At 67.0% G+C, this 22,133-nt stretch carries 19 protein-coding genes; 12 read left to right on the plus strand and 7 right to left on the minus strand.

The features are described 5' to 3' along the window. Nucleotides 1-440 (minus strand): biotin/lipoyl-binding protein (locus VF167_16425; protein ID HEX6927010.1); only part of this gene is annotated, 440 nt, incomplete at its 3' end. 524 nt (nt 441-964) lie between these two features. Between VF167_16425 and VF167_16430 the strand changes: the two genes are divergently transcribed. Beyond that, complete coding sequence (locus VF167_16430) at nt 965-3,223, plus strand: PAS domain S-box protein (GenBank protein HEX6927011.1); 2,259 nt, start codon at nt 965-967, stop codon at nt 3,221-3,223. On the opposite strand, the gene VF167_16435 is transcribed toward VF167_16430, so the two are convergent. Then, complete coding sequence (locus VF167_16435; GenBank protein ID HEX6927012.1) at nt 3,191-4,381, minus strand: zf-HC2 domain-containing protein; 1,191 nt, start codon at nt 4,379-4,381, stop codon at nt 3,191-3,193. The genes VF167_16430 and VF167_16435 overlap by 33 nt on opposite strands. Further along, nucleotides 4,365-4,871 (minus strand): sigma-70 family RNA polymerase sigma factor, encoded by a 507-nt coding sequence (locus tag VF167_16440; GenBank protein ID HEX6927013.1) that lies wholly within the window; start codon nt 4,869-4,871, stop codon nt 4,365-4,367. The genes VF167_16435 and VF167_16440 overlap by 17 nt, the downstream gene beginning before the upstream one ends. Before the next feature lie 418 nt (nt 4,872-5,289). On the opposite strand from VF167_16440, the gene VF167_16445 reads away from it, so the two are divergent. Continuing rightward, nucleotides 5,290-6,477, plus strand: coding sequence for an alpha/beta hydrolase family protein (locus VF167_16445; GenBank protein HEX6927014.1), 1,188 nt, complete (start codon nt 5,290-5,292; stop codon nt 6,475-6,477). After that, nucleotides 6,477-7,943: a glycoside hydrolase family 28 protein gene (locus VF167_16450; protein ID HEX6927015.1), complete on the plus strand. Its 1,467-nt coding sequence runs from the start codon at nt 6,477-6,479 to the stop codon at nt 7,941-7,943. Before VF167_16445 ends, VF167_16450 begins: the two co-directional genes overlap by 1 nt. A 253-nt stretch (nt 7,944-8,196) precedes the next feature. Here VF167_16450 and VF167_16455 read toward each other — a convergent pair whose 3' ends face one another. The 3 genes from VF167_16455 to VF167_16465 all read right to left on the minus strand — a co-directional run bounded on the left by VF167_16455 (nt 8,197) and on the right by VF167_16465 (nt 11,433). Then, nucleotides 8,197-9,168 (minus strand): hypothetical protein, encoded by a 972-nt coding sequence (locus VF167_16455; protein HEX6927016.1) that lies wholly within the window; start codon nt 9,166-9,168, stop codon nt 8,197-8,199. A 248-nt stretch (nt 9,169-9,416) separates the two neighbouring features. Further along, complete coding sequence (locus VF167_16460) at nt 9,417-10,235, minus strand: LytTR family DNA-binding domain-containing protein (GenBank protein ID HEX6927017.1); 819 nt, start codon at nt 10,233-10,235, stop codon at nt 9,417-9,419. Next, complete coding sequence (locus tag VF167_16465) at nt 10,225-11,433, minus strand: histidine kinase (protein HEX6927018.1); 1,209 nt, start codon at nt 11,431-11,433, stop codon at nt 10,225-10,227. The genes VF167_16460 and VF167_16465 overlap by 11 nt, the downstream gene beginning before the upstream one ends. Nucleotides 11,434-11,736: 303 nt before the next feature. On the opposite strand from VF167_16465, the gene VF167_16470 reads away from it, so the two are divergent. From VF167_16470 to VF167_16490, 5 genes are all read left to right on the plus strand, one after another. Then, complete coding sequence (locus VF167_16470; GenBank protein ID HEX6927019.1) at nt 11,737-12,183, plus strand: hypothetical protein; 447 nt, start codon at nt 11,737-11,739, stop codon at nt 12,181-12,183. Between the two features lie 222 nt (nt 12,184-12,405). Further along, entirely contained in the window at nt 12,406-13,740 is a 1,335-nt protein-coding gene (locus VF167_16475; GenBank protein HEX6927020.1) for an efflux RND transporter periplasmic adaptor subunit, read from the plus strand. Then, nucleotides 13,740-14,501 (plus strand): ABC transporter ATP-binding protein, encoded by a 762-nt coding sequence (locus VF167_16480; protein HEX6927021.1) that lies wholly within the window; start codon nt 13,740-13,742, stop codon nt 14,499-14,501. Before VF167_16475 ends, VF167_16480 begins: the two co-directional genes overlap by 1 nt. Beyond that, nucleotides 14,498-15,715, plus strand: a complete 1,218-nt coding sequence (locus VF167_16485) for an ABC transporter permease (protein ID HEX6927022.1) — start codon at nt 14,498-14,500, stop codon at nt 15,713-15,715. The genes VF167_16480 and VF167_16485 overlap by 4 nt, the downstream gene beginning before the upstream one ends. A gap of 101 nt (nt 15,716-15,816) precedes the next feature. Then, nucleotides 15,817-17,232 carry a TolC family protein gene (locus VF167_16490; protein ID HEX6927023.1) on the plus strand — a complete coding sequence of 472 codons (1,416 nt, stop codon included), beginning with the start codon at nt 15,817-15,819 and terminating at the stop codon, nt 17,230-17,232. A 232-nt stretch (nt 17,233-17,464) separates the two neighbouring features. Here VF167_16490 and VF167_16495 read toward each other — a convergent pair whose 3' ends face one another. Next, the gene (locus tag VF167_16495) at nt 17,465-18,178 is read right to left on the minus strand and encodes a GntR family transcriptional regulator (protein ID HEX6927024.1); all 714 of its coding nucleotides are present in this window, start codon (nt 18,176-18,178) and stop codon (nt 17,465-17,467) included. Between the two features lie 185 nt (nt 18,179-18,363). Here VF167_16495 and VF167_16500 point away from each other — a divergent pair, with 185 nt between their 5' ends. The 4 genes from VF167_16500 to VF167_16515 form a co-directional block, all read left to right on the plus strand. Continuing rightward, nucleotides 18,364-19,200 carry a sugar phosphate isomerase/epimerase gene (locus VF167_16500; GenBank protein HEX6927025.1) on the plus strand — a complete coding sequence of 279 codons (837 nt, stop codon included), beginning with the start codon at nt 18,364-18,366 and terminating at the stop codon, nt 19,198-19,200. Between the two features lie 210 nt (nt 19,201-19,410). After that, nucleotides 19,411-20,601: an L-rhamnonate dehydratase gene (gene rhmD, locus VF167_16505; GenBank protein ID HEX6927026.1), complete on the plus strand. Its 1,191-nt coding sequence runs from the start codon at nt 19,411-19,413 to the stop codon at nt 20,599-20,601. Between the two features lie 222 nt (nt 20,602-20,823). Beyond that, on the plus strand, nt 20,824-21,567 hold the full coding sequence (locus VF167_16510) for an SDR family NAD(P)-dependent oxidoreductase (protein HEX6927027.1): 744 nt from the start codon (nt 20,824-20,826) through the stop codon (nt 21,565-21,567). 155 nt (nt 21,568-21,722) lie between these two features. Next, a partial coding sequence (locus tag VF167_16515) for an SDR family NAD(P)-dependent oxidoreductase (GenBank protein ID HEX6927028.1) occupies nt 21,723-22,133 on the plus strand: 411 nt, incomplete at its 3' end.

The raw sequence follows: 22,133 nt of genomic DNA on the forward strand, positions 1-22,133 counted from the left end.
GCCAGGGCGGCCTGGGCTTCGTGATACTCGGCCTGCGCTGCCAGGAGCTCGGCTTGGGCCCGCCTTTCCGCCGCCTCGTAATCCGCCGCCTCGAGGCGCGCGATGATGGTGCCTTCGGGCACGAAATCACCTTCTTCGTACTCCAGCGTGGCCAGGCGGCCTGGCACCTTGGACGAAACCGATGCCTTGGTTCGCGCGACCACGTAGCCGTTGGCCGTGAGGCCGCCACCCCCGCCCGCGCCACCGCCGCGAATCGCGGCCACGGCGGTACGAACCTCGATTGCGGGGGACCGGAACGCCCAGACGGCGGACGCCGCCAGGATGACCAGGAGGGCGACGGCACCGGCGACGATGAGCCTGCGCTTGCCCGGTTCGGATGGCGCGGCATCGGGGTGGTCGCGAAAGATGCGCAGGCGGGAAAGCTCGGCCGAATCTACCACGTGACCAATCGGGATGGTGCGCAACCCTTGAGGAGACCGCGGGAGGCGCAGCGTGCGGAGGACGGGTGCAAGGGCGGCTCTAGGTTATACTTGAACCACCACCAACGCAACGAAAACCGCCCGTGACCCCCAAAGTCATCCGGTGTCTACGGACGGATTGTGGATCGGGTTTCGTTCCCTCCTCCCAGCAATGGATCTCGCCGGCGAGTTCGGCGCTGGTGCGGAGTCTGCGTAGGCTTCCCACGGCAGGTCGTTCCGGAGGAACCGGTTGTGGAGTAACGAGTTGTGGTGCGGTAGGGCGGAGCGGGTTGCCGAACACCATCAGAGCACGGTCAGGAGGACGACGAGGAGGTCGGATTGCAGCGCCGGAGGCGATGACCACGAACGCGGGTCGATCGTCTCTCGGACGAACGACGGAACGCACCTGAATGCCTGGCATGCGCCGGATCGCCGACATACCTTCCGCGCCAAACATCTCCCGTCGGGCCTCGACCCGGATGGATCAACCTTCCAGCAACCGATCGATGGCCGCCGAAGAAGCTTCCTTTCTTCCTGGAGACGAATCGCTCTTCCGTCTGCTCGTAAAGAGCGTCCGGGACTACGCCATCTTCGCCCTGGATACGGAAGGACGTGTCGTCAGTTGGAACATCGGCGCGCAGCGAATCAAGGGGTATACGGCCGAGGAAGCTCTGGGGATGCACTTCTCCGCCTTCTTCCCGGAGGAGGACCGAGCTTCGGGGAGGCCTCAGGAGTTGCTGGACAGGGCAGCGGTCGAAGGGAGCGTGACGGACGAAGGGTGGCGGGTGCGGAAGGACGGCACGCGATTCCGTGCCAGCGTGGTGATCAGCGCGCTGCGAACGCCCACGGGCGAGCTGGCTGGCTTCGCCAAGGTCACCCGCGACGTCACCGAGCCGTACGCCGCCCAGGAAGCCCTCCGGCACAGCGAGCGGCAGCTGCGAGACACTCAGAGCCTTGCGGGACTCGGAAGCTGGGTCTGGGAGGTCGAGCCGGATGTCGTCCGGTGGACAGACAAGCTCTACGAGATCCACGGGCTCAAGCCCGAAGATTTCGAGGCCACCTTCGAGGCGCACCTGGCTCGAATCCACCCCGAAGACCGCGATCGGGTGCGCGCCGCGATCGAGGACGCCTACGCCCGCGGGGGCGAGTTCAGCTTCGAGGAGCGGATCGTTCGACCGGATGGAGAGGTCCGCTACCTGCGTAGCCGGGGACGAGCGATCCGGGACGATTCCGGTCAGACGGTTCGTCTCATGGGCGCCTGTCTGGACATCACCGACCTCAGGCAGGCGCAAGAAAAGGCCGCGCGATTGGCGGCCGAGCAGGCGGCTCGCGCGGCCGTGGAAGCCTACGCCGCCGGGCTACGCTTCCTCACCCGCGCCAGCCGCCTTCTCTCTTCTACCCTCGAGTACGAGGAGACACTGCGGAACGTCTCGGAGCTCGCCGTTCCCGAGGTGGCGGACTGGTGCGCGATCGATCTCCTCGACGGGGACAACAAGCCACGCCGGGTGGCGGTGCACCACACGGATCCGCAGTTGAGGACGCTGCGGTTCCACATCACCGATCTGTATCCGCACCATCTCGGCGACGGCGAGGACGGGGTGTGGACGGTGGTCGAGAAGGGAGAGGCCGCCTATCACCCCGAGATCACCGACGAATGGCTCGCGGCGCGGATCGACGATCCCGAGCGGCTCGAGCAGATCCGCATGCTGGGGCCGCGATCAGCCGTCACCGTGCCGCTGGCGGGCCGCAACGGTGCGCTCGGTGCGCTCACACTCATCCACGCCGAGTCCGATCGGCGCTTCAGCGAGCAGGACCTCTGGTTGATGGAGGAGCTGGGCCGCCACGCCGGCCTGGCCATCGACAATGCCCGCCTGCATCGCGACCTCGAGCGTCAGAACGAGCTCCTGGAGGAGCAGGCGGCGGAGCTGGAGCAGCAGACCGAGGAGCTGCAGAACCAGGCGCACCACCTGGACGAGCTGATGGCGGAGCTCGAGGTAAGCAACGAGGAGCTGCTGCAGCGCACCGAGGAAGCGGAGGCAGCCAACCGCGCCAAGTCCGACTTCCTGGCTACCATGAGCCACGAGCTGCGAACGCCGCTCAACGCCATCTTCGGCTATGCCGACCTCCTTGACCTCGGCCTGCACGGGCCGATCACGCCTGCCCAGCACGAGGCGCTGGAGCGGATCAAGCGCAACCAGCGCGCGCTGCTCGTCCTGGTGAACGACGTCCTGAATTTCGCCAAGCTGGAGGCGGGCAAGCTGGAACTGACCCTCGCGCCGGTTCCGGTGACCGAGGTGGTGGCGGACGTGGGGTCGGTCGTGGGGCCGCAGCTCGAGGCCAAGGGGCTGCGCTACCACGCCGAGCCCGTGGATGCGGGCCTGCTCGTACTGGGCGAGCGCGAACGCATCGAGCAGATCCTGCTGAACCTGCTCACCAACGCAGGCAAGTTCACGTCGCGGGGTGGGGAAGTGGTGATCTCGAACGAGGCGGATGAGGACACCGTGAAGCTGCACGTGCGGGATACCGGGTCCGGGATCCCGGAGTCGCGCCTGCAATCGGTGTTCGACCCCTTCGTCCAGATCGATCGCCAGGTGGAGGATACGGGTGAGCGGGGGGTGGGACTCGGCCTGGCGATCAGCCGCGACCTGGCCCAGGCCATGGGCGGGACCCTGACGGTACAGAGCAAGCTCGGGGTCGGCTCGACTTTCACGCTCGCGCTGCCGAGGGTGAACTCATCGCTCCCCTCTGCCGATGGCTTCCCGTAGGCGCGCCAGTGAGTCCGCGGGCACCGCGGCCCGGACGACCACCTCGATTTCCCCGGCCGCGCGGGCGTCGCGCCACTGGTAGATCTCGAGTGGCTCGCCGCCGGGAAGCTGTTGGGTGGCGCGCACCAGGCCGGTGGTATCCGCGGCGATGGCATAGCCGATCACCGGCAGGCGCGAGAATACCAGCGGCGGCGATCCAAGCGCGTTCGCGGCCTCGCTCGCATCGGCTCCGACCCAGTATCGCCGAGCGAGTGAGTCGGCCGGGACAGTGGCCGCGGGTGCGGCGATTCGGGCGGCGACGGAGGACGGAGGTGCCGCCATCTCGCGCGGCGCCTGAAAGCCTAGCACTCGGTCGGCCCGCGCGGTGTCTTCGGCGTCCGCTGCCTTGCTGGCGTCGGCGACGGTGATGGCTTCGAGCGCGACGGTCTCCGGCAGCGCTGGCTCGGGCTCCGGAGCCGCGGCTGCCGACTCCAACGCGAGCGTCGGCTGTTCATCGGGAGGCGCCTCCCCACCGGCACGGCCGCGGCCGGCCATGGTTGCGGCTCCCTCTGCAGGCGCGCCGAGGGCAGCTGCGTCCGGCGCGGTGCGAAGGCTCCGCGCGCCGCTGTCGCCACCGCCTCCAGGTGCAGCCTGAGGCTCCGGGGCGCTGCGGGCGGATGCCGGGGCGGCGGCGACCCGCGCATCGGTGGCCGTGGTGCTCGCCGCCGAAGGCTCTTCCTCCAGCGTGGGACCCGCTGCGAGCGGCGCCGGCTCAGATTCGCGGGCCTGCTCCGAATCGATCGCGACGCGGGAGCCGGCTCCGCCGCTCCCGGTGAGCAGCGTCTGGGCGAACCACCCCACGCCGACGGCCAGGACGATACTCGCCGCCCACGGGAGGATCAGCGGGCGAACGCTGGATCGGGTGCGGCTTGTCCCGGGCGCGGGACCCGCCCTGCTACTGGCTCTTGCCCGCAGCTCGTCGAAGTCCGGCGGCACGATCCCGACCGGATCGGCGTAGCGCAGGATCTCGTGGGCGCGTCTGCGGGTCTCGCGCTCGACGTCGAGGCGGGCCCGGCACTCGGCGCAGGTGGCCAGGTGTTCGCGAAGCTCCACTTCCTCCGCGGCGTCGAGCTCGCCGTCGAGGAATGTATGGAGGGTTCCTTCATCCAAGTGCGACATTACCTTCCTCCAGCGCTCTATACGCCTCGGCCAGGCGCTGACGGGCGCGCGCGAGGGTCGTACCGATCGATTTCCTGGCTAGACCCGTCTGGGCGGCGATCGCCTCATAGTCGAGCCCCGCGTCCCAGAGCTGCAGAACCTCTCGGTCGCGCTCGCTCAGGGTTTCCAGGGCGGTGCGCACGCGGGCGGAGCGTTCGCGATGCTCCACCTCCTCGACGAACTCGGGCTCGACCCGCCGAGTCTCCGCCTCCCCCTTGAGCAGCGTCAGGTGCTTCCGCCGACGGAGCACGGAGCGCGATTCGTCGCGGGCGAGATTGGTGGCTACGCGGAACAGCCACGCCCGTGGGTTGTCGGGGTCGTGCTCGATCGCGCGCACGAAGGTCTCCTGCGCCAGATCCTGGGCGCGCTCTACATCCCACACCCGGCGGTAGAGGTAGCGGACCAGCTCCTGGTAGCTGCTGCGATAGACGGCCGCCCAGTCTACGCTCACGCTCGCGATCTCCTCATGGATCCCCGCAATGCTCGGCCGGCTCCCGATGTCCGCGTGTGGAAGAGGCCGGACGCAACCGCGCCCGCCTCTTCCAGATTCGTACCTGTCAGGATCGGGACCAAGGTGGGGAAAGCGGCGGCGTGGCTTCCGCGCGCGATCATCCCCTTTCGTCCTATGTGACGATCGAGAGGCGCGGGTTTGCACGCCGCTGCCACCCCCTTTTGTCATTCTGAGCGCGACAGCGCGAGGCATCGCGTGCGGCATCAATTCCTGCACGCCATCCTCTGCTGGCGCGCGGATCCAAGGTGACGGCGCTCGATAGATCCGCGTCCCCCCTCGCGGCATGGACGCCCGTGCGAAGGCGGACTATACTGGCCTTCGACCTCTTCATACCTACCGATCCAACCCGTTCTCCACCATGAACGACCCTTTCGATCCCACCATGAATCGTCGTGAGTTTCTGCTCCGGGGCGCTTCGGTCGGGGCGCTGGCGGTGGGGGGAGCACCGCTGGTGGCAGGCGCTTCCGAGCCTGAGGCCATCAGTCGAGCGCCCGGTGCCGTGGCCGTGGATGCGCGCCTGGCGAAGCGTCAGCTCGACAGCCGCGAGTTCACGCTCTCCGTCTGCGACTCGATCCGCCCGTCGCTCGGCTTCAACGCCACGACCCGCTCCGAAGCCGAGGGCTGGCAAGCGGAGGCGCGCGCGAAGCTGATCGAGTTGCTGGGCGGCTTCCCGGAGCGTGTGCCGCTGGAACCGGAGGTGCTCGAGACCGTCGACCTGGGGCACTACACCCGCGAGAAGATCGTCTTCCAAACCCGGCAGAACCTGACAGCGCTGGGCTACCTCCTCCTCCCGAAGGGGCGAGAGGGGCGTCTCCCCGCCATCGTCTGCATTCCCGGACACGGCCGCGGCGTGGACGACATCGTGGGGCTCGAGGCGGACGGCACCCAGCGGGCGGAGAAGTCGGGCTACGCGAAAGACTTCGCCATCCAGGCGGTGGAGAAGGGTTACGCCGCCTTCGCCATCGAGCCGCTCGGGTTCGGGCATCGCCGCGACGCGCCGGCGCGTGCAGCCGGTCCGGATCAATACTCCTGCCGACCCGCCGCGGGTGCGGCCATGCTCTTCGGCGAGACGATGATCGGGTGGCGGGTGTGGGACGTGATGCGGGCTATCGACTACCTCGAAACCCGCTCGGAAGTCGACGCGAATCGGATCGCCACCATGGGCATCTCCGGTGGTGGCACCTGCTCGCTCTTCTCCGGCGCGGTCGAGGATCGCGTCCGCGTGGCGGTGGTGAGCTGCTACTTCAACACCTTCCGCGACAGCATCGTCAGCCTCTCGCACTGTCTCGACAACTACGTGCCCGGTCTGCTTCGCTACATGGAGATGTACGACGTGGCGGGGCTGGTGGCGCCGCGCGGGCTCTTCGTCGAGTCCGGCACCGACGATCGGATCTTCCCCATCGCGGCCGCGCGTGAGGCCTACGATCGCGTGCTAGCCATGTACCGCGTCTTCGGGGCGGAGGAGAAGCTGGGGCGCGAGATCTTCGAGGGTGGCCACGAGTTCCACGGCGTCGGGGCGTTCAACTTCCTCGCGGAGACGCTCTGATGGCGAACACCTCGAATATCTCCCGGCGCGACTTCCTCCGGGCGGCGATCGCCAGCAGCGCGCTCGTCCTCCCGATCTCCGGCGCTGCCTGCGCGCGTGACCCCCGTTCCGGGTCCACCGGGGCCGAATCGCGGGGCTGGGACCGCGTTCCCGAAATCCTGGCGCGCATCCGCCCTCCCGTCTTCCCCCAGCGGGACTTCCTGGTGACCGAGTTCGGTGCGGTCGGGGACGGGGAGCGGATGAACACGGACGCCATCCGCCGCGCAATCGAAGCCTGCCATGCGGCAGGAGGCGGACGGGTGGTGATCCCGGAGGGTCGCTTCCTGACCGGCCCGATTCACCTGCTGAGCCAGGTGAACCTGCACGTCGCGGAGGGCGCCACGCTCGCCTTCAGCCAGAACCCCGACGACTTCCTGCCGCTCGTCTTCACCCGGTGGGAGGGGGTCGAGCTGATGAACTACTCTCCCCTGATCTACGCTTTCGAGCAGGAGAACGTCGCGGTGACCGGCGCGGGCGTGCTGGACGGCCAGGCCAACTCCGAAGTCTGGTGGCCGTGGAAGGGGCAGGGCCGCCGCGCGCAACCTGGCGGACCGCACCAGGACGCGGCCCGCGACCGCCTCTTCCGTATGGCTGCGGAAGCGGTGCCGGTCGAGCAGCGCCGCTTCGGACCGGGCAGCTATCTTCGCCCGAATTTCGTGCAGCCGTACCGGTGCCGTAACGTCCTCATCGAAGGGATCACCGTGCGGAACTCGCCGATGTGGGAGCTACATCCCGTTCTCTGCGAGAACGTCACCGTTCGCGGAGTTCGCATCGAGAGCCACGGACCGAACAACGACGGCTGCGATCCTGAGTCGTGCCGCGACGTGCTCATCGAGGACTGCTACTTCGACACGGGGGACGACTGCATCGCGCTGAAGTCGGGACGCAACGAGGATGGCCGGCGGCTCGCCACCCCCATCGAGAACGTGATCGTACGCAACTGCCACATGAAGGACGGTCACGGCGGCGTGACCATCGGCAGCGAGATCTCGGGTGGCGCGCGGCACATCTTCGCCGAGAACTGCCGCATGGACAGCCCTAACCTGGAGCGCGGCCTGCGCCTCAAGACCAACGCGCGCCGCGGCGGCGTGATCGAGGAAGTCTACATGCGGAACTGCACCGTGGGTCAGGTCTCCAACGCCGTGCTCTCGATCGACTTCTTCTACGAGGAGGGGCGGGAAGGGGAGCACCTCCCGGTGGTACGCGCCGTCGAAATGCGGGATGTAACCAGCGAGCACAGCACCTATCCCGTCTTCCTGCGCGGCTTCGAGGACAAGCCGATCGAGAGCGTGCGGATAGTCGACTGCCACTTCAACGGCGCGGAGCGCGAGAGCGTGGTGGAGAACGTCGCGGAGCTCCTGCTGGAGAACGTGACAGTGAACGGAGTGGAGTGGACTTCGGAGGTAGAGCAGGAAGTCAGCGCGTAGGGGGCCGGGCTTTTTGTCATCCTGAGCCCCAGCGAAGCATCGCGCGCATTGCGGGTGCCGGCGGGCAAAGCAGTGCTTGGCACGGGCGCCCAAGAGGGGAATGGCCAGCGCTATCCCGCGTGTAGACCGGCGTTTGTAGGCCGTGCGGCAGCGAGGCGGCGCCCGCAGGGCACGGTGGCGGGCGTTGAAAAAGGGGCGACCCTCCAACACGCCGGAGGGTCGCCCCCTTTCTTTTTCGCCCGATCTCGGTCGCTCAGTGCACGACGGCCCGGCCGATGTTGTTTGTGTCGGTGCCGAACCAGATCGAGTTCGTGGGCGCATGGTAGACCATGTTCCGCACCGCTCCACCACCGCTGGGGACGGGCGTGATCCCGAAGAAGGACTCCGTTTTCGGGTCGAAGCCCACCAGGCGGTTGGGTTGCACACCCGTTTCAGCCACCCAGATCCGCCCCTGTCCGTCCAGCGCCATCGCGTAGGCGCCGGCCTCCTTGCCACTCGGGAGCGGGTATTCCTTGATCTCGCCCGTCGTCGGGTCGAGGCGCCCGAGGGTTCCGCGGCGGGTGTCCCCGTACCAGATCATCCCGTCGTCCGTGCGCACCAGCCGCCGCGGCCGGGCGTCTTCCGGGAGCATGTGCTCCTCGAGCTCCATGGTCTCCGGGTTCACCGAGGCGATACGGTTGGTACCGAGCAGCGCCGCCCACGGGCGATTGTTCTCGTCCACCACGATCCCGTACGGCCGCGCCCCACCGACGCTCATCGGCACCAGCTTCACGTCGCCGCTTTCAGGGTCCAGTCGGCCGATGAAGTTGCCGCCCTGCACCGTGAACCAGAGATCGCCGGTCGAGGAGAAGACCAGGGTGTGAGGATCGCGCGCCGCGGGATCCGGCATCTCGAAGATCTTGATCTCGCGGCTTTGCGGATCAATTCGGCCGATGTGCCCCGCCGCGTTCCCCGCGTACCAGAGCGCGCCATCCGGACCAGCGACGATATTGTGGGGGAGCACCCGTGGCGGGAGATCGATCTTCTCGAACTCGCCGGACTGCGGATCGAAGATCCCGATGTAGTTCCCCACCTGGCCCACGAACCAGATCTTTCCGTCCGCGGCCACCGTGGGATCCCGGGGGCGAGTGTTCTCCCAGGGGACCGCCCACTCCTGGATCTCCAGCGTATCCGGTGGGGCGGCACCCGCTACCGCTCCGATCAGAACCAGGGTCGCTGCGAGCATGGGTCTCCTCCGGAAGCATGAACGGGGTGAGACGGTGAGACGGAAGGTTGCGCGGCAAACCAGGAGAGCCTTCCCTCGACCACCAGTATGTCCCTCCAAGGCCAGCGTGGCAACGTGCCTGGCCGGCACGGCCGGCAACCAGCGCAACCGGGAATCCTCGGAGCGGGGCTGGCCTGGGTTGCCACAGACCGAAGCAGGGGTGATTCCAGCCGGCCTTGCCTCAGCGCACGGCTCACTGCACAGGAGGTTCACCGGATGATTCCCAGCTTCTCCTCCAGCTCCTCGCGGCGGCTGCGACTGACGCTCAGCTCGGCTCCTCCCTTCAAGCGCACGGCATAGTCGCCTCCGCTGCTGCGGAGCAGCGTCTCGATGCGGTCGAGGCGTACGATGGCCGAGCGGTGGATGCGAAAGAAGTGCCGCGGGTCGAGCCGGTTCTCCAGCGTCTGCATGCGCTCGCGGATCACGTAGGTCTTGTCGCCCACATGCAGCTCTGCGTACGGTCCGCTCGCCTCGATGTAGTCGATGGCATCCACCGGCACCACGCGCACCTGTCCGCGCATCTCGACCGCCAGCCGCTCCAGATACGGTTGGCCATGGCCCTCGCCAGTGCCGGCAGCGCGATCGGGCTCGCCGTCCTCCGACCTCCCCAGGAGGCGCAGGAGCTGACGCGTGGCGCGGCCTACCTCCTCCAGCTCGATCATGCGCCGGGCCCGCGCGAACGCCTGCTCGAACCGCTCGTCGTCGAAGGGCTTCACCAGGTAGTCGATGGCGGCGACCTCGAAGGCCTTCAGTGCATAGTGATCGTAGGCGGTTACGAAGATGGTGGCGGGCATCTCGTCGGGCCCGATCTCTGCCAGCACCTCCAGCCCGGTCATCCCCGGCATCTGCACGTCGAGAAAGACCAGGTCGGGCCGCAGCTCGCGGATCGCCTCGACGGCGGCAGCGCCGTTGTCCACCATCCCCACGATCTCGACGTCCGGTTCCTTCCGGACGAGGTCTTCGACCCGTTGGCGCCCGAGCAGCTCGTCGTCTACGATCAGGACACGGAGAGGGCGATCAACGCCCATAGGCCGGCTCAGCTACCTGCTCCACGAGCTCCGCGTGGAGGTCGCTGCTAGTGTGGAAGGGGAGCTTGACCTCAGCGATCAGCCCTCCCCCCTCCGCGGAGTGGAAGGTCAGCGACCAATCGTCGCCGTAGAGCTCTGCCAGCCTTGCCTGCACATTGCGCAGACCCAGGCCGCTTCCTGGCTTCACCTCCTCGGGCACGCCGGGGCCGTCGTCCCGCACCGTTAGCACCAGCTTGTCTCCCTCCCGCCTTGCTCCCACCTCGATGCGCGACGGACCCACCTTGGCGGCCACGCCGTGCTTGACCGCGTTCTCCACCAGCGGCTGCAGGATCAGGTTGGGGACGAGCGCATCGAGCACCTCCGGCTCCGGGGAGATCTCCACCTCCAGCGTCCCCTGGAAGCGGATCTCCATGATCTCCAGATAACGGCGAAGAAAGTCCATCTCCTTCTCCACCGGGATCATCTGCTCTTTGTCCTGAGTCAGCGTGTAGCGGAGGAGCTCGCTCAGGCGGGCGATCATCCGCCGCACGCCGCGCGGATCCCGCTCCACCAGCGCGGAGACAGCGTGCAGGGTGTTGAAGAGGAAGTGCGGGTTGAGCTGCATCCGTAGCGCCTCCAGCCGGGCCTCGGCGAGCTGCGCCTGCAGTTGTGCCGCGTGAGCGTGCAGGTGCACAGTCTCCTTCTCCCGCTCGCGATTGCGCACGAAGAAGTCACGGGCGAACCCGGCCGCCATCACGCCGACATAGGTGATCAGGTCGTTGACGAACCACAGCCGAGTGACGCTCAGGATGGGTGAAACCCCGCCGGCGCGGCGGAACGGGAAATCGAGTACGTACATGCGGAAGGCCGCGCCCACCGTGTCCACCAGGACGGAAATCACGAAGCCTGCCGCGATCAGCATGGCGATGCGCGGAACCCGTGCCCCCGGTCGCTCGATGCTGTAGCGGCTGGTGAGCCAGAAGACGAACGGGGTGAGGATCGCCCAGATGAGGGACTCGAAAAAGGCGATCGCCACCGGCAGCGAGGTGAGGATGGGCTGCTGTCCGGGGAAACGCGGATCGAGCAGCCGGTTCGCCGCGGTGAGCACGGCGGCGAAGGTCCAGAACGCGAAGATTCCGATCAGCTCCGCCCGCCGCAGGCGCCACGGCTGCACGGGAGACTCCGCACCGTTCACGGGGGGAAGAATGGAGTTCAACACGACCTCGCCTGGCAGAGATATCCGGACGTCCGCGACCTGAACGATAGACCCGCCGTTTTCCCTGTCAAAGGCCAGCCGCACGAGTGGCACCCCGGCGAACATGAACGGCACGAACACGTCATGCGCCGTGGCGCTTCGTAACACTCAGCCAGCGCTTCGTGATCGGCGCGGTGCAATTGGTTGATGCTCGCCAAACGGTGCCCCTCACGTCCGTGTATCCTTTTCCCGGCGCACACGGACGATCCGAGCGCTGCCGGCCCGGACGACCGGCACCGGGAATCCCTCCTTCCAGAGGTCACACACATGTCCACGCAGATCGTCGGATCACGACCCGGCTTCCTTCGACGGCTCACCACGGCGGGCCTGATGTTCGTGGGGCTCCTGTTCGCGGCCGAGGCCTCGGGCCAGGGAAGGGGCGGGATGATGAACGCAAGCCCGGAGGAGCGAGCCGCTCAGCGGATCGGCCTGCTGACCGAGCGCCTCTCCCTTACGCCGCAGCAGGTGGAGCAGATCCAGCCGATCCTGGTCAAGCAGTTCACCGAGCAGGTCGAGCTTTTCCGCAAGTTCCAGGGTGGCGGCGACCGGCAGGCGATGATGAATGAGATGCGGGAGCTGCGGACCCGCCACGACGAGCAGATCCTGTCGGTCCTCACCGAGGAGCAGAAGACCGCCTACCGCACCCTCCAGGAGGAAGAGCGGACCCGGCGGATGAACCGGATGAACGGTGGTGGCGGAGGGGGCGGGCAGTAGGTCGGCACGGAGCACTGCCCGGGCGCCGATGCGGGTTCCCTTCAGACCTTTCGCTTCGTGCGCCCGGCAGTGCGACTCGTTTACGCTGGAGTGCAGGTCGAAGCGACGGCGGCCAACCGTTGAAAGGCTTGATGTATCATACGGTGCGTGCCGGGCCCTGCCCGGCGCGGATCACGGCAACCCCACTTCAGGGTGCGCTCTTAAATCACGTGAGAGGATGAGATGAAGCGGAAGCATATCGTTGCGGGCGTGGCCGCAGTCGCGCTGATCCTCGTCGCCGCCTGGTTCTTCCGCCGGGCCGAGGCGAGCGAGGGTTCGCCGTACCGCCTGGCAACGGTCGAGCGCGGCGACGTGGAGATGGCGATCACCTCCACCGGCACCCTGAATCCGGTGACGACGGTTCAGGTAGGTACGCAGGTCTCCGGCAAGATCGTCGACCTGTACGCCGACTTCAACGACCGGGTGGAGAAGGGGCAGCTGATCGCGCGCATCGACCCGATGTTGCAGCAGCAGGCTGTGCGCGAAGCGGAAGCCGCCCTGGCCCGCGCCCAGGCCGACCTGCAGCGAGCCGAGCAGGAGTACGAGCGCAACAGGGCGCTCTATGAGCAGAAGGTCCTGACCGAGAGCGAGTTCAACCAGGTCGAGTACAACCGGGCCGTCTCGCGCGCCAACCTGACCTCTGCGCAGGTCAACCTCGAGCGCGCTCGGCAGAACCTCGAGTACACGCAGATCTACTCGCCGATCGACGGCATCGTCGTGGAGCGCAACGTCGAGCCCGGCCAGACCGTGGCGGCCAGCATGTCGGCGCCGCAGCTCTTCCTCATCGCCAACGACCTGGCGGAGATGGAGATCCTCGCCTCGGTCGACGAGAGCGACATCGGACGCATCGAGCCCGGACAGACGGTCCGCTTCACCGTGCAGGCCTATCCCGACGAGGTCTTCGAGGGGACGGTGCGGCAGGTTCGGCTCCAGTCGACCGTCGTCGAGAACGTGGTCAACTACACCGCCGTGATCGGCGTGCGCAACGATTCCGGGCGACTCCTTCCGGGCATGACGGCCAGCGTCGAGTTCATGGTGGAGACCGCCAAGGACGTGCTCAAGGTGCCGAACGCGGCCCTTCGCTTCCGGCCGACCGAAGAGATGCTCGCCCAGGTAGACCTGCCCGCCGCCGGCGCACGCCGTCAGGGCGCCCAGCAGGGCGCGCGCGCCTCCGGCGGTAATGGTGGCAACGGAGAAGGGGGTCGCGTGGTTCGGCGGGGTGGCGAGGGACCGCCGACCGGTGAAGGGCAGGCCGGCCAGGGTGGAGCTCGCCCCGGCCGCGGCGGCGGGAACTTCGCCATGCTCTGGACGGTGGACAGCGCCGGCAAGCTGTCGGTCATCCCGGTGCGCACCGGCATCTCCGACGGCACCTACACCGAGGTCGAGGGGCCGGGGCTCCGCGAGGGGATGCAGGTCATCGCGGGCCTGAACCCGACGGGCAACACCGCCACCACCACGAACCCGTTCCAGGGCGGCGGTGGGCCGGGTGGCCCGGGGTTCCGGCCGGGGGGATTCTGATGAGCGGCCACACTCCCGTCATCCGGACCGAAGGCCTGACCAAGGTCTACCAGATGGGTCCGAACCTCGTGCACGCCCTGCGCGGGGTGGACCTGATCGTCGAGCCCGGCGAGATGATCGCGGTCATGGGGGCTTCCGGGTCCGGCAAGTCCACGCTCATGAACATCCTGGGCTGCCTCGACACGCCCACGTCGGGCAGCTACTACCTGGACGGGATCCGGGTGGACGGGCAGTCGAAGAACGCCCTGGCCGACATCCGCAACCAGAAGATCGGTTTCGTCTTCCAGGGCTTCAACCTGCTGGCGCGCACCAGCGCGCTGGACAACGTGGAGCTGCCGCTCCTGTACGATCGCGCGCACCGCTTCAAGGACACCAAGGCCGCGGCGGCGCGCGCGCTGGAGCGTGTCGGTCTCGGGGACCGCCTGGACCATCACCCCAACGAGCTCTCCGGCGGACAGCAGCAGCGGGTGGCGATCGCGCGCGCGCTCGTCACCGAGCCGGCACTGATCCTGGCGGACGAGCCCACGGGCAACCTCGACACCCGCACCTCCATCGAGGTGATGGCGCTGTTCCAGGAGCTCAACGACCAGGGCGTCACCATCCTGCTGGTCACGCACGAGCACGACATCGGCGAATATCACAAGCGCATCGTGGAGGTGCGCGACGGCCAGATTATCCGGGATCACCCCGTGGAGGACCGTCGCATCGCGGCGGACGACCTGGCGGAGCTCGATTCCCGCTCAACGATGGCGCTCGTATGAAGACTTCGAACCTGGTCAAGGTCGCCTCGCAGAGCATCGTCAAGAACAAGATGCGGACGCTGCTGACGATGCTCGGCATCATCATCGGCGTGGGCGCGGTGATCGTGATGGTCGCGGTGGGGATGGGGGCCCGCTCCCAGATCCGCCAGCAGATCAACAACCTGGGGACGAACATGCTGGTGATCGCCCCCGGCTTCTCCAACATGGGCGGGGTGAACCAGGGCGCGGGGAGCTTCAACCGGCTGACCCTCGCGGACGCGGACAAGATCAAGCGCGAGGCGACTTTCATCAACGCCGTCTCTCCGGTGATCATCACCCGCGCGCAGGCACTCGCCAACGGCAGCAACTGGCGGGTGGAGATCAACGGCGTCTCGGAGGAGTACCCGATCATCCGGGACTGGCAGACCAGCTCCGGCGCCTGGTTCACCGAGATGGACGTGCGGACGAACCGCAAGGTCGCGTTGCTCGGCGCTACGGTCGCAGAGGCTCTGTTCCCGGGCATGGATCCGGTGGGGCAGCGGATTCAGCTTCGCGGCGTCCCCTTCGACGTGATCGGGGTCCTGGCGGTGAAGGGGCAGACCTCGAGCGGGCGAGATCAGGACGACGTCGTACTGATCCCCTATACCACGGCGAACACCCGTCTCTCCGGGCGCACCTTCATCCCGCAGATCCTGGTCAGCACCGCGAACCCGGAGGACATCCCGGCGGCGCAGCAGGAGATCCGCGAGATCATGCGGGAGGCGCACAGGCTCGCGGCGGGTGAGGACGACGACTTCACCGTGCGCAACCAGAACGAGCTAGCGGAGGCGGCCGAGGGGACCACGAAGGTGATGTCGCTGCTGCTGGCGGCGATCGCCTCGATCTCGCTGCTGGTCGGCGGGATCGGGATCATGAACATCATGCTGGTCTCGGTGACCGAGCGGACGCGGGAGATTGGCATTCGCATGGCTATCGGTGCCCGCGGCCGGGACGTGCTTACGCAGTTCCTGGTCGAGAGCGTGGTGATGAGCCTGATGGGTGGTTTGATCGGGCTGGCGATCGGGGTGGCGGGGGCGGAGATCCTGGGGAACGTGATGGGCTGGAGCACCGAGATCTCGGCGGCCACAGTCGCCATCGCCGTCGGTTTCTCGGGTGCGGTCGGAGTCTTCTTCGGGTTCTACCCGGCGCGCAAGGCGGCCGCGCTGAATCCGATCGAGGCCCTGCGCTACGAATAGTCGGCAGCTACATCGAGGCGGAGGAGACGGCGCGCTCCCTGGAGGGAGCCGATGGCGGAAACGCCGCGCTCCCACGCCCAACCATACAAAAGAGCACAGCGATGAAGAACGGAGTATTTGCACGCGGGGCCACCGGTACTCGCCCGAGGGCGCGGCTCGCCCGGTTCACGCTGGTTGCCGGCCTCCTCGCCTTCGCGGTGCTGCCGGCCAGCGCGCAGGAGCCGCAGGCGCAGGAGCAGGCTGCGACGCCGAGGATGATCACCTTCCGCGAGGCCATCGAGCTGGCGCTGGAGCGCAACCCGACTGTCCGCACGGCGCGCAACAACCTGCGGCTCGACGAGATCGCCGTCCGGCAGGAGAAGACCTCCTTCCTGCCGGACCTGAGGTTCAGCACGTCCACCTCTCAGCGGTACGGGCGAAACTTCAGCCAGGACGAGGGGCGGATCATCAACACGACCACCAACTCGTTCAACGGCTCGATCTCTTCGGGGCTGACCCTGTTCGACGGCTTCGCCAACGTCAACTCGCTGCGCAGTGCGCGGCTGACCGAGGAGGCAGGTGAGTACGAGGTGGAGCGGGCGGAGCAGACGGTGGTCTTCAACGTGATGTCCAACTACCTGGCGCTGATCGAAGCGCGCGAGCAGGTGGTGGTGCAGGAGGAGAACCTGGCGGCTCAGCAGGCGCTGGAGGCCGACATCGCGGCTCGGGTCCAGCAGCAGGTTCGCCCGATCTCCGACCTCTACCAGCAGCAGGCCTCGGTGGCGAGCGCGCGACTGGCGCTGGTGCAGGCGCAGCGCTCCGCCGCGCTGGCGGAGATGCAGCTGCTCCAGACGCTGCAGCTCGACCCCACGCAGGACTACGAATTCGAGATTCCGGAGGTCTCCGCCGTGCAGACGGAGCTCGATTCGCTCGACCTGGAGGAGGCCACCGCGCGGGCGCTGCAACAGCGGGCAGACTTCATCGCGGCGCAGACGATGGTCCAGGCGTCGGAGCACCAGGTGAAGGTGGCGAGGGGCTCATATTGGCCGACCATCTCGCTGTCGGCGAACTATAGCTCGAACTTCTCCAGCCTGGACGAAACCAGCTTCTTCGACCAGCTCGACAACCGGCGCGGCGGCTCGCTGGGCGTGAGCTTCTCGATCCCGCTCTTCGACCGGCTGAACACGCGCAACGCCACGGAGCGAGCGCGCATCCAGGTGGAGAACGCGCGCATCAACCTCGAAACGCTGCGGCAGGACGTGGCCGTGCAGATCCGGACGGCGATGCTCGACCTGCAGTCGGCGCGGGAACAGCTGGCCGCGGCAGAGGCACAGCTCCGCGCCGCGGAGCTGGCATTGCAGTTCTCGCAGCAGCGCTACGACGTGGGTGCCGGGTCGCTGGTCGAGCTCACCCAGGCGCAAACCGCCCAGGTCCGCGCCGCGAGCGACCTGGTTAGTGCGCGCTACCGCCTCGTCTTCCAGACGCGCTTGATGGACTACTACCTGGGCGGCATGACGCCGGAGACGCCGCTGAACTGAGCCCCGGGTCGAAGGGGACAGGGGCTCCGAGCTAGCCGTCGAACGGCACAAGGCTTGGACAGAAGAAGGGTAGAGCAGGAATCACGGTATGCACCGTCCTGCTCTACCCCTTTTTGCACCGTCGTGCGTCGGACCTCACCGGGTGCTGCGCGCTCTCGGCGTAATCCTCCGCGAACCTCTTCGTTCTCCTCTCGGAGCTCGGCCGCTGGCGGTAGCCCCGGAGCGCAGGCGCTCAGTGGACCGCCGCGCGCCGTCGCAGGTCGCTGAAGAAGTGGTTGTCCGCCGCGACGAGCATCGGCGGGGCGCCGATGAGCACGTGCTCGTGGATCGCGGAGGCGGCTTCGTCGGCGTCACCGCTGCGGATCGCTTCCAGCACCGGCTCGTGGTTGGCGGCCACCTGGGTCAGGTCCGCGAAGTGCTCGACGTCGTACAGCACCAGAAAGCGCTCCATCTGCGTGTAGAGGAGCTCCCACACGCGGAGCAGGGTCGGGTGGTCGGCCCAGGCGCAGAGGCGTCCGTGGAAGGCCATGTCGGCTTCGACCACCGCGGTGGCGTCTCCCCGCAGCCCTTCCATCCGCATCCTATCCACCAGCCTCTCCAGCTCAGCGAGCCGTTCCGGCGTCATCCTCTCCACGGCGCGGCGGATCGCGACGCTCTCGACCGCAGCCCGGACGTGGAAGACCTCGAGCATCTTGTCCGGCTCGACCTCCGTCACGAAGGTCCCCCGCCGTCCGCGGCGGATCACCAGGCCGTCGCGCTCGAGCCGATGGAGGGCTTCGCGGACCGAAGCCTGACTGGCGGAGCTCTGCGCGGCGATGTCGAGCTCGACCAGGCGAGTTCCGGGGGTGAGGGTGCCCTGGAGGATCATACGTCGCAGCTCGGACCAGATCTGTTCGACGACCGTGGACGTGCGGCTGCGGCGAAAGGTCAGCTGTTCGGCTTTCATCGGGGAAGGGGTAGGGGAGTGTGTAGGGGAACTGTCCGTAGTCTATCCCAAATTAAGCGACGAATCGCTATACGCCAGATTTGACGCAGGGTTGACGCCCTCCACGGGGGGTGTTATCGATATTCGCCAGACTTCGGGGCCGCCCTCCTCTCCCCGTTGCCAGCCGACTCATCCCTCGTCCGGACATGGAACTTACCTGCACCTCCTTCTCGTTTCCTCTGTTACCGTTCGAGACCAGCCTGCGGCAGATCGCGCTGCTCGACATCCCCAACGTCGACCTGGGAGCCCACGCCGACGGGACGCACCTGCGGCCCGCCGAAATCGAGGCGAACCCGACTCGACAGGCGGACCGGGTGAGCCGCGCCGTCGACGCGGCGGGGATCGGCATCGCCGACCTCTTCCCCACCTTCGGAATGGGGTTCCGTGATCGGCCGGTCAACACCCCCGATCCGGAGGTGCGCGCGGCCAACCGTCGCCGTTTCCAGGCCTTCGTCGAGTTCTGCAAGCGGACCGATTGCCCGGGGATCACGCTCCTCCCCGGGGTCGTCTGGCCGGAGCTGGGGCAGGAGAGCTCCTTCGAGCTCTCGCGCGTGGCACTCACCGAGCTGGTGGAGATCGGCCGCTCGGCGGGGTTGCGGGTGAGCGTCGAGGCACACCTCGAATCCGTGGTCGAGCAACCCGAGCAAGCCCTCGCGCTGGTCGAGGCCGTGCCCGGCCTGCAGCTGACGTTGGATTACTCGCACTTCATCGCTAACGGCATCCCCGCCGAGCGTGTCCACCCCCTCCTCCCGCACGCCGGCCACCTCCACGCTCGCCAGGCCGCCCCGGGATACCTCCAGCGCCCCCGCCGCGAAGGAACCATCGACTTCGGTGACATCGTCCGCCGCCTGAAGGAGATCGGCTACTCCGGCCGGATCTGCGTCGAGTACACCTGGCAGGAATGGAGAGGGTGCAATACGGAGGACGTCGTCTCGGAGAGCGTGATGTTGAGGGATGAGCTGAGGGGCTACATCGAGGCGTGAGCGGGGGGTTACGAATTACGAATTACGAATTACGAATTACCGCTTCCTGCCGACCGCGCGGGCGGCACAGCGCACGCCGCAATGATAGTTCGTTGTACCGACTCGAATTCAAAATTCAAAATTCATAATTCAAAACTTGGGCATTCGTAATTCGTAATTCGCAATTCGTAATTAAGCGAACCGTCATCTCAAATCTCACAACAATTTCCTATGAGGAGCCCTAGGATTCGCGAAGTTCGCGCTTACGTGATCGAGCCGGGGGAGGCGGGGGCGGACTACCACAACCAGGGCAAGGGCCACTGGATCGTGGACACGTCGATCGCCAACCCGATGTCCGTCTACGAGCAGTACCGGGCTTCGCGGACCAGTTGGGGGATCAACGCGCTGGGCACGGTGGTCACCCAGGTCGAGCTGGAGGACGGCACCGTCGGCGTCGGCGCGAGCGTGGGGGGCGAGCCGGCGTGTTACATCATCGAGAAGCACCTCAGCCGCTTCGTCGAGGGGCAGCAGGTGCACAACCTCGAGCTGATGTGGGACATGATGTGGCGCGCCACCATGCCGTACGGCCGCAAGGGGCTGCCTATCCAGGCGATCAGCGCCGTCGACCTGGCGATCTGGGACGCCCTGGGGAAGGTGCGCCAGGAGCCCGTCTACGCCATGCTCGGCGGCAAGACCAAGGACCGGCTACCGGTCTACGCGACCACCGTGCGGCCGGACCTGGCCAAGCAGATGGGTTTCGTCGCAGCCAAGATGCCGTGCCGGCACGGACCGGCGGAGGGGCAGGAGGGGCTGCGCAAGAACGTCGAGGCCTTCATCGAGTGGCGCGAGTCGGTCGGGCCCGACTTCCCGCTCAAGCTCGACTGCTACATGTCCCTGACCGTCCCCTATGCGATCGAGCTGGGGAAGGCGCTGGCGGAGCACGGTCTGTACTGGATCGAGGAGTGCCTGCCGCCCGACGACTACGCCGGGTACGCCGAGCTGAAGCGGGCGCTCACCGGCATCACCCTGGTCACCACGGGTGAGCACGAGTACACGCGCTACGGCTTCCGCGAACTGATCGCCCGCAACGCCGCGGACGTGCTGCAGCCGGACGTCAACTGGGTGGGCGGCCTGACCGAGTGCCGGCGCATCGTGGCCATGGCGGCCGCCTACGACATCCCGGTCATCCCGCACGGCTCCAGCGTCTTCTCCTACCACATGCAGTACGCCTTCAGGAACTGCCCCGTCGGCGAGATCCTGATCATGAGCCCCGAAGCCGACCGCGTCGTGCCCGTCTTCGGTGACCTCTTCGCCAACGAGCCCCTCCCGCGGGACGGCTACATCGACCTCGACGACACCCCGGGCTGGGGGGTGGAGCTGAATCCCAGCTTGAAGCTCGCGCGACCGTACGGCACACGATAGGTGGCTAAGCAGGGATCGGTGCTGGAATTACGAATTACGAATTGCGAATTACTGCTTCCTGCCGGCCGCGCGATAGGCGGCAGTCCGCGGCGTTTTGAGCCTGCATCGTAACTCGTAGTCCCAGCTTCAAGTCAAAATTCAAAATTCATAATTTAAAATTGTGCGATTCGTAATTCGTAATTCGTAATTTTTCCTCTCAGTCTCAAACGCCAACGTAATCTCATGCAAACTTCTCCCACCGCCATCATCACCGGTGGAGCGCGCGGGATTGGATATGCCGCGGCCGAGGTGCTCGGCCGGGATGGCTATGCCCTGGTGCTCGCGGACCTCGACGCCGATGCGGGCGCGGACGCCGCGCTCAAGCTCGAGGAGGCGGGCTATGCGGCCATCGCAGTCCGGACCGACGTGTCCGAGCCGGAGAGCGTGCAGCAGATGGTCGACGAGGTGCTGCGGCGCTTCGGTCGCATCGACGTGCTCGTCAACAACGCGGGCATCGCCGGGCGCGCGGCGCCGATCCACGAGGTGACCATCGAGGAGTGGGACCGCCTCATGGCCATCGACCTGCGCAGCGTATTCCTCTGTTGCCGCGCCGTGCTGCCGGAGATGCTCGCGCGCGGGAAGGGAGCCATCGTCAACGTGGCCTCAGTGGCGGGGAAGGAGGGGAACCCCAACATGGCCCCGTATTCCACCGCGAAGGCGGGCGTCATCGGGTTCACCAAGGCGGTGGCCAAAGAGGTCGCCCAGAAGGGGGTGCGCGTGAACGCCGTCGCCCCCGCCACCGCCGAGACCGACATCCTCAAGACCCTCTCCGAGGAGGCCATCAACTACATGCGCAGCAAGATTCCCATGGGCCGCCTCTGCAAGGTCGAGGAGGTCGCCGAGGTGATCGCCTTCCTCGCCTCCGACCGCGCCAGCTTCGTGACCGGACAGACCTACGATGTGAGCGGCGGCAGATGCACATACTAGGCGGAAATTTTGAATTTCGAATTCTTAATTTTGAATTGTTACCGTGTTAGGAGCTAGGAGTTAGGAGTTAGGAACTAGGAGATAGAGGTCAGGAGTCAGGAGGCCCGAATGAGCCCAATTCAAAATTCAAAATTCAAAATTCAAAATCACCCACGATGTCTCGTCGACTGAACGGGAAGGTTGCCATCGTTACCGGTGCCGCGGCCGGCATCGGGGAGGCGATCGCGCTGCTCATGGGGCAGGAGGGCGCGCGGGTGGTGGTGGCGGACGTGGACGAGCAGGGCGGGGAGGAGACGGCGGCGGCGATTCGCGCGGCGGGGGGCGAGGCGATCTTCGTGCGCACCGACGTGAGCCGTGAGGAGGAGGTGGCGGAGATGACGGCGGCGGCGGTGCGCGCCTTCGGCGGCGTGGACGTGCTGGTGAACAATGCCGCCGTCTTCGTGCTGAAGGGGGTGGAGGCTTCACCCGAAGACTGGCAGCGCTCGCTCAGCGTGAACGTCGTGGGGAACTCGCTCTGCACCCGCTACGCGGCGGCGGAGATGAAGAAGCGGGGCGGAGGGGCGATC

The sequence above is a fragment of the Longimicrobiaceae bacterium genome, assembly GCA_036375715.1.
Lineage (GTDB): Bacteria > Gemmatimonadota > Gemmatimonadetes > Longimicrobiales > Longimicrobiaceae > DASVBS01.

Bases quoted from the DNA above. Each gene is read 5' to 3' on its own strand.
- rhmD (HEX6927026.1), top strand. From the start codon at position 19,411: ATGAGGAGCCCTAGGATTCGCGAAGTTCGCGCTTACGTGATCGAGCCG.
- VF167_16435 (HEX6927012.1), bottom strand. From the start codon at position 4,381: ATGTCGCACTTGGATGAAGGAACCCTCCATACATTCCTCGACGGCGAG.
- VF167_16485 (HEX6927022.1), top strand. From the start codon at position 14,498: ATGAAGACTTCGAACCTGGTCAAGGTCGCCTCGCAGAGCATCGTCAAG.
- VF167_16445 (HEX6927014.1), top strand. From the start codon at position 5,290: ATGAACGACCCTTTCGATCCCACCATGAATCGTCGTGAGTTTCTGCTC.
- VF167_16500 (HEX6927025.1), top strand. From the start codon at position 18,364: ATGGAACTTACCTGCACCTCCTTCTCGTTTCCTCTGTTACCGTTCGAG.
- VF167_16490 (HEX6927023.1), top strand. From the start codon at position 15,817: ATGAAGAACGGAGTATTTGCACGCGGGGCCACCGGTACTCGCCCGAGG.
- VF167_16495 (HEX6927024.1), bottom strand. From the start codon at position 18,178: ATGAAAGCCGAACAGCTGACCTTTCGCCGCAGCCGCACGTCCACGGTC.
- VF167_16450 (HEX6927015.1), top strand. From the start codon at position 6,477: ATGGCGAACACCTCGAATATCTCCCGGCGCGACTTCCTCCGGGCGGCG.
- VF167_16510 (HEX6927027.1), top strand. From the start codon at position 20,824: ATGCAAACTTCTCCCACCGCCATCATCACCGGTGGAGCGCGCGGGATT.
- VF167_16430 (HEX6927011.1), top strand. From the start codon at position 965: ATGGCCGCCGAAGAAGCTTCCTTTCTTCCTGGAGACGAATCGCTCTTC.
- VF167_16460 (HEX6927017.1), bottom strand. From the start codon at position 10,235: ATGGGCGTTGATCGCCCTCTCCGTGTCCTGATCGTAGACGACGAGCTG.
- VF167_16455 (HEX6927016.1), bottom strand. From the start codon at position 9,168: ATGCTCGCAGCGACCCTGGTTCTGATCGGAGCGGTAGCGGGTGCCGCC.
- VF167_16480 (HEX6927021.1), top strand. From the start codon at position 13,740: ATGAGCGGCCACACTCCCGTCATCCGGACCGAAGGCCTGACCAAGGTC.
- VF167_16475 (HEX6927020.1), top strand. From the start codon at position 12,406: ATGAAGCGGAAGCATATCGTTGCGGGCGTGGCCGCAGTCGCGCTGATC.
- VF167_16470 (HEX6927019.1), top strand. From the start codon at position 11,737: ATGTCCACGCAGATCGTCGGATCACGACCCGGCTTCCTTCGACGGCTC.